The sequence below is a fragment of the Streptococcus sp. WM07 genome (assembly GCF_004570525.1).
Taxonomy (GTDB): Bacteria; Bacillota; Bacilli; order Lactobacillales; family Streptococcaceae; genus Streptococcus.
Genome location: NZ_SPPZ01000068.1, coordinates 1 through 7,514 on the forward strand (window position 1 = coordinate 1; position 7,514 = coordinate 7,514).

Below are 7,514 nucleotides of genomic sequence, written 5' to 3' on the forward strand. Positions count from 1 at the left end.
ACCGAAAAGATCGCAGGCTTCTGTTCGAGTGTGCCCTTCCTGAACGAAAGAGAGCACACGTTTTCTAAAATCAATACTATAGGTCATAAGTCTATTTTATCACGTATTTTAAAGCGAAACAACTATACTACTTCAATCACCCACACAGTTCTTTTTCCAATCCAGTTTCAAATCATCCTACTACTAAAACGAGGAGACGCAAAAACGAATAATTTCCGGCTTCCGCTTGAGGTCTGAATAGATAAAAACAGCTTAGAATCAACGTTTCTAATGACGTAATTCTAAGCTGTTTTCTATTTCGAATACTTTTTGCCCAGCCTCGTTTGATACCTATCCATTCATTTCTTTTATAATCAAATAAATTAAGCAAAAACAACTATGGTTTATGGAGTTCACGATAAGCCTGTGCCTCCATTTCGGTTGCATAAACAAAATGTCCTGGACAAATCTCATGCATCTGGCGTTCTTGGCCATCTTGTTCAATCGATGGATCATAAATTTGGTGCTGACGAGCACGTTCACGTTCTGGATCTGGCTCAGGGATAGCTGATAATAGACTCTTCGTGTATGGATGAATCGGATTATTATAAATCTCATCTGCTGTTCCCACTTCCAAGAGTTTCCCCCAGTGCATGACACCAATACGATCTGAGATGTATTTCACCATAGACAAATCATGAGCAATAAAAAGATAAGTCAGCCCCTGTTCACGCTGAAGCTTTTGCATAAGGTTAACAACCTGAGCTTGGATAGAAACATCCAAAGCTGAAATCGGCTCATCCGCTACAATAAAACTCGGATTGACTGCTAAAGCACGTGCAATGCCTATCCGTTGACGCTGGCCTCCTGAAAATTCATGAGGGTAACGTGAAAGATGATCCTTATTCAAGCCAACTAAGTCAATCAATTCCTCAACTCGAGCTTCACGTTCTGCCTTTGTCGTTGTTAATTTATGAATATCTAGACCTTCTGCGATGATATCTCGGATTTTCATCCTTCCATTAAGACTAGCCTGAGGATCTTGGAAAATCATCTGTGATTCTCTACGAAAATCATACAATTCTTTTCCCTTTAATTGAGACACATTCTTATCACCAAATAAAATCTCACCTTCATTGACATCATACAACCTCAATATAGCACGACCAATTGTTGTCTTACCAGATCCAGACTCTCCTACAAGACCAAAAATTTCACCCTCGTAAATTTCAAAGCTAACATTGTCGATTGCTTTGACTTCATTGGATTTTCCTTGGTTAAAGGTCAGTGATACATTTTTGAGTTCTACTAGTTTTTGACGTTCCTGTGTCATCTTAGTTCTCCTTCATGCGTTTCCATTTTTCCCAACGCTTCACAATAGCAGCTGGAGGTGTCACCTTTGGAGCTCGCTCATCCAAGAGCCATGTAGCCGCAAAATGGGTATCTGAGACCTTAAACATTGGAGGAATCTCTTTATGGTCAATATCTAGAGCATAAGCATTACGAGCTGCAAAGGCATCCCCCTTAGGTGGATAAAGCAAATCTGGGGGTGTCCCAGGAATCGCCTCTAAGCTACCAGCCTCAGTATCCGTTGTGGGCATAGAATTAAGGAGTCCCCAAGTATAAGGGTGTTGAGGATTATAGAAGACTTCATCAACAGTTCCATACTCCACAATCTTTCCAGCATACATAACAGCTACGCGATCTGCCATCCCTGCTACAACTCCCAAATCATGAGTGATAAAGATGATGGAAGACTTCCGCTCTTTTTGAATATCTTTAAGCAATTGTAAAATCTGTGCTTGAATCGTCACATCAAGAGCCGTTGTTGGTTCATCCGCAATCAAAATTTCTGGATTAGCAGCTAAAGCAATCGCAATAACTACCCGCTGACGCATTCCTCCAGACCACTGATGAGGATAATCATTGATATGCTCTTCTGCATTCGGAATCCCAACATCCTTCATCAATTGGAGAGCACGATCTAATGCCTCTTGTTTAGAGACCTTTTCATGCAGCATAATCGGCTCTGCAATTTGCATCCCAATTTTCATAGTTGGATCCAAGCTGGTCATTGGATCTTGGAAAATCATGGCAATCTCATTTCCACGAACCTTAACCCAATCTTCCTCTTTAAATTCAATCAGGTTACGTTCTTTGAAATCAATTTGTCCTGTAACTTCTGCATTTTTTTCAGAGAGTCCCATTAATGTTTTTGTTGTAACAGACTTCCCAGAACCAGATTCCCCAACAATAGCAAGGGTTTCTCCCTTATTCAAATCAAAGCTAATATCACGAATAGCCTTAACTTCTCCAGCATATGTCCGAAAATTAACGTGGAGATTTTTGACACTTAAAATTTTTTCTTCTGACATGTTTCTCTCCTACTAGTCTCCCTTGCTAGATTTAGGGTCAAAGGCATCACGCAAACCATCTCCCAAGAGAATAAAGGCGAGGGAAATCAAAACCAAAGCCATAGATGGAATTAGAACTTGATAAGGATAATATTGCAAGTTTTCTGATGCATCTGTAATCAAAGACCCTAAAGATGCTGTTGGGGGTTTAACACCCAAGTTGATTGCGGACAAAACAGCCTCATACATGATAGCACTTGGTACAGTCATCATAATTTGTACGATAATAATCCCTGAAATATTCGGGAGTACATGCTTAAAGGCAATTTTAAGATCACTCTCGCCCAGTGTTTTTGAAGCTAACACAAAGTCACGCTCTCGGTAAGATAAGGTTAAATTCCTAACCTGACGCGCCATTGATGTCCAACCCACAATTGCAATGGAAATAATAATAGATGTAACACCATTCCCTAACAGCAAACCAAGCATCGTTACGATAACTAGATTAGGAATAGATGAAATCACCTCAATAATTCGTTGCATAACCAAATCGATCTTACCGCCAGCAAAACCTGAAATAAGACCATAAGTAACCCCAATGATCAGGTCAATCACTGTTGCTACAAGAGCAATTAAAAGAGAAATTCTAATTCCTACTGTAACACGCTTAGCGATACTCCTACCAAGATTATCTGTTCCCAAGATGAACTTCTCTCCTTCCGGAACCGATTGATCTACATAAGCATCGTTGGCATCAGTATTTCCTGAGTAAGTAATTTGCCCATTCCAGAAAGGAAGACCATCACCTAATTTCGGAGGTAAATTCCGATAGGTCGTGACTGCATCGCTATCAAAATTGTTGGCGTCACTGGTTGATACAAAAGCTGTTGATCCAATTGAAAAAATCAACAAGAACGTTAAAAACCAGACTGAAACAACTGCTAATTTATTCTTTTTTAAACGTCTCCAAGCATCCTGAGTAAAGGATAGGGTCGGTTTTGCAATTTTTTCTTGGGATTCAGTATTACCCGCACCCACAAGTTTAAAGGTTTGTTTGCTTTCCATACTAGCCTCCTTACTTCAGACGGACACGAGGATCCACGATACTGGTAATAATATCTGTAATCAGAATTGCCACCATCAACATCATAGCATAAACAATTGTAGTTCCCATAATAACTGGATAATCCTTGGTAGGAATTGAAGTCACAAACTGCTGACCAATCCCAGGAATTGAAAAAATCTGCTCAATCAAAGCTGAACCAGTCAAGATATTGGCAGCTAAAGGTCCTACTAATGTTAAAACTGGAATGAGAGAATTTCGCAAGGCATGCCGTTGGGTAATCTTACGACTAGTCATCCCTTTAGCCCGCGCTAACTGAATATAATCTGAATTCATAGTCTCAATCATCTCACTTCGGAAGAACCGAGTCACCTGCGCGAAAACTGGAATGGCCAAAGCTAGTGTAGGCAAAATGGTTTGCCCAAAAGTTCCCCAGCCTGATAAAGGCAAAAGACCCCATTTGAAACCAAGATAGTCCAATAGTAAAAGACCAATGATAAAGGATGGTACAGCAATACCTAGCGTTGATAGAACACTTAAGACAGTATCTATCCAATTATTTTTATTGCGAGCTGAGACAGCACCTACAAAGAGCCCCGCTCCAATACCAATTACAAGTGCTTGAATTCCCAAATGAACAGAAACAGACAAACGTTGACTAATCAGCATGCTAACAGGTTGGTTAACAGACTGGTAACTTGTTCCAAAGTCTCCTTGTAAAATATTACCTAGATACTGAAGATATTGCTGCCAAACAGGTTTATCCAGACCGTATTGCTGATTCATCATGGCAATCATTTCATCGGTTAACTTTGGATTATTAAAGGGAGTTCCCGGCATAATCTGCATCAAAAAGAAAGAAAGCGTAATTACCACCCAAAGGGTGATAACTAAAATTACAATCCGTTTTAAGAGATATTTCCACATAATTTTTCCTTTTATAAGTAACGAAAGCAAGAACTGGAGAACCAGTTCTTGCAGACGTAGACTAGCGATTCTTATTCTTTGTGTGCGTAAGTAAAGTCAACATCTAAACCTGTCGAATTACGGATGAGACCTTTAATTGTTGGATTCTGTAGACCTTCTTTTGAACGGAAATAGATTGGATTGTAAAGAGCTCCATCATAAAGAGCTTTTTCAGCAGCCTTATAATCATCTGCTGCAGCTTTTGGATCCAAAGCATCTGTAGTCAAAGCTTTTTCATAAGCTGCATTGTATTCAGAACTATTTACTTTTCCGTAATTGTAAGCAGAATCAGATTGGAATAAACCATAGAAAGTAGATCCTTCTGGATAATCTCCACCCCAAAGAACAAGAGCTACTTCAAAGTTTTGATTTTTAGTATCCTCAAGACGTTGCTTAAAGGTTACGAATTTTTCTTCAACAGTCAAGCCAGGAAGAGCTTTTTCCCAAGTTTCCTTGATATAATCTACAGATGCTTTAGCTGCTGGACTATCTGCATCTGCCGTTACTGTTAAAGTCAACTCTTTCAAGCCTGCTTCAGCAAGACCTTCTTTAAAGAGTTTTTCTGCCTCAGCTACATCGTAAGAATAGCCAGGAGCTACATATTCAGCCAAATCTGTTCCATCCGGTAATTTCGCGAGTCCTGTCGGAGCAAGAGCTGTGGCTGGCTTAGAACCAGTGTCAACTGCTGCTTCAACAATCCCTTTACGGTCAGTCGCAAGGTTCAAGGCTTGTCGAATTTTCTGATTATCCAAACCTTTAACGCTACCGGTCAGATTATAAACAACATAAGCTGTAGTTGCTTCTGGAACACCAACTACATCAGCATTCTTTTTATTCGCATTGTAAATAGCTGATGTTCCCGAAATATCTGCAAAGTCCAATTGACCTTGTTTATACATCTGAACAGCTGTATCTGGTTTCTTGACTGTTTGGACATTGATCGTTTTTGTTTTCACATTTTCAGCATCCCAGTAATTATCATTTTTGACCAACTTGAAGGTTCCACTTGTACCATTCCAACCTTCTACCTTATAAGGTCCAGAATAGATCTGCTTGTCAGATGTTGTCGCGTAATCTTTCCCTAACTTTTCAACAAATTCCCTATCTTGCGGAACAAAGTTTGAGAAGGACAAGAGACTCATAAACTGAGGTGATGGACTTGAAAGAGTAAAGACAACCTTATTATCACCTTCTGCTTTAACACCAAGCTCCTCTACACTTTTTTTACCAGCAATAATGTCTTCTGCATTCGCGAGATGTGAATCTGAAGCTAGGTAAGAATACTCGGAAGCTGTGGCTGGATCAACCATCCGTTGCCATGTGTATACAAAATCCTCAGCAGTCAAAGGTGTACCGTCTGAATATTTAAGACCATCACGAAGGGTTACAGTATAGGTCAAACCATCCGATGATACATCAACTTTTTCGGCCAAATCTGGCTGTAACTCGCCTTTATCATCTCGACGAAGTAAATTACTTCCAGAATTCCCGATAGCCAGTGATGAATAGCGATCCGTATTTTTAGAAATATCCAAAGTCAAAATCTCAGTTGGTGTATACCAATTAATTTCTTCTTTATTGGCTGATGCTTGTTTGTTAGAACCACAAGCTGCAAGCACAGCTGTAGATGCTAAGGCTACAAGACCAAGCCCCATAAAATGTTTCAATGTACGTTTCTTAGATGTCGCCATAAGAAACCTCCCTAATGAAGTAAAATTTTTTATAATTATACCTTAAATAATTCTAAAATCAAGGCTATTTTGTTGAAATTTTCAAAATATTTTTTATTGAGTACTCATTTAATGACTCAATTAGCGTAACATATAAAGCTTTTCCCAACACAGTTCTCAAGTTTTCAGAGATTCAAAAATCCCCCCGCTCACAATCTTCAGGAGGATAGGATCCATCTTATTCTTCTCGATAAGCTCCAAATTTCCAATGACCTACTAGTCATTTCTCAAGGGTTGGGATGTCCTCCATTTTAGGTAATGTACGGAATCTCTGGTTCAATAGGAGTGAGAGGGAGATTATCAGAAGACTGGCGCCGCAAATCAGGATGGTAGTAAGAGATCCCAAGCTTCGAACGAATAAGCCACCCACAAGAGAAGCTAGGGGAGCTAGGCTGTTTAAAAAAGTCATATTAATCGTATGAACACGGCCAATCATATCATGTGGGGGTAACTTTTGAAAGAGAACAGAGTAAGCCACATTGACAATACCATTGGAAACACCTGAGAGAAGGATGAGGACTATTGTAAGTGGAAATATCCCTAGCTCGAGACTGATAACTGCTAAAAGCCATGTCAATCCGGTAATTGAGTAAGAAATAGCTACTAAATAACCAAGGGGAAGGCGAAGCGACACAAATTCACTCAACAAGGAGCCGAACATAGATCCTAGTCCCAGTAGCATTAACAAGAGACCATAGACCGTTGGTGTTTGATAGTATACACTGGTAAACTCTGGCAGGCTAACGTAGAAAACTGCATAAACACAATTCATCAATAAAAGCGGAAACAAAAGGCGAAGTACCAGCGGTTGTCTAACAAAGCTCAGTCCTTCCTTAAGATCCCTTATATAAGCTGTCCTACGATCCCTTTTGGGCTGTCCTATGTTATTTGAAGGATTCGAAGTCCTTATTCGTTTGAAAAAAAAGAATGCAAAAAAGAAAAGAATACTCGTCAAACCAAACAGTTGATTCAGGCTTAGCAGAGAAAGAACAAGCGCAGAAATCGCGTTAAAAAACAAGTCTGCTCCAGTGCTGGATATCATAAGCCAGGAATTCGCTTTCGTAAGCTCTTCTGGAGCTACCATTCGCGGTAAAAGTGCCTCACCTACTGGATATAAGAACTCCGAAGCAGTCGCTAATACTGGAATCGCTAGTAACAGAAGCCACAGATTAAAACCTAGCCAATTGGTTGCAAAACTGAGAATGCAGAGAGCTAGAAACAAAAGTGCCGACAAATTCCCCAATAAGCGTCTCTGATTCCAAGTATCCACCACCGGTCCCCAAAAAATTCCTAATCCCAAATTATTCATACATAACTAAAAAAACTTCCAGAATCGCTGATACATCATGGTTTCTGGAAGTTTTTGATTTTCACCCATTAGGTGAGACTTTTTACTGGACAAAAAAGGATTTCCCCTTTATG

Annotated in this window: 6 protein-coding genes; all 6 read right to left on the minus strand. The window is 39.8% G+C overall.

The genetic code is table 11. The features are described from left to right. Window positions 1-376 precede the first annotated feature (376 nt). Window positions 377-1,312, minus strand: coding sequence for an ABC transporter ATP-binding protein (locus E4T71_RS07640; RefSeq protein ID WP_135038651.1), 936 nt, complete (start codon window positions 1,310-1,312; stop codon window positions 377-379). 1 nt (window position 1,313) lies between these two features. After that, complete coding sequence (locus E4T71_RS07645) at window positions 1,314-2,354, minus strand: ABC transporter ATP-binding protein (RefSeq protein WP_135038653.1); 1,041 nt, start codon at window positions 2,352-2,354, stop codon at window positions 1,314-1,316. Between the two features lie 12 nt (window positions 2,355-2,366). Further along, window positions 2,367-3,398, minus strand: coding sequence for an ABC transporter permease (locus tag E4T71_RS07650; RefSeq protein ID WP_135038657.1), 1,032 nt, complete (start codon window positions 3,396-3,398; stop codon window positions 2,367-2,369). A gap of 10 nt (window positions 3,399-3,408) precedes the next feature. Continuing rightward, window positions 3,409-4,323 carry an ABC transporter permease gene (locus tag E4T71_RS07655; RefSeq protein ID WP_135038659.1) on the minus strand — a complete coding sequence of 305 codons (915 nt, stop codon included), beginning with the start codon at window positions 4,321-4,323 and terminating at the stop codon, window positions 3,409-3,411. Between the two features lie 71 nt (window positions 4,324-4,394). Then, window positions 4,395-6,053 (minus strand): peptide ABC transporter substrate-binding protein, encoded by a 1,659-nt coding sequence (locus E4T71_RS07660; protein WP_135038661.1) that lies wholly within the window; start codon window positions 6,051-6,053, stop codon window positions 4,395-4,397. 259 nt (window positions 6,054-6,312) lie between these two features. Continuing rightward, window positions 6,313-7,401 (minus strand): MFS transporter, encoded by a 1,089-nt coding sequence (locus E4T71_RS07665; RefSeq protein WP_135038663.1) that lies wholly within the window; start codon window positions 7,399-7,401, stop codon window positions 6,313-6,315. Window positions 7,402-7,514 lie beyond the last annotated feature (113 nt).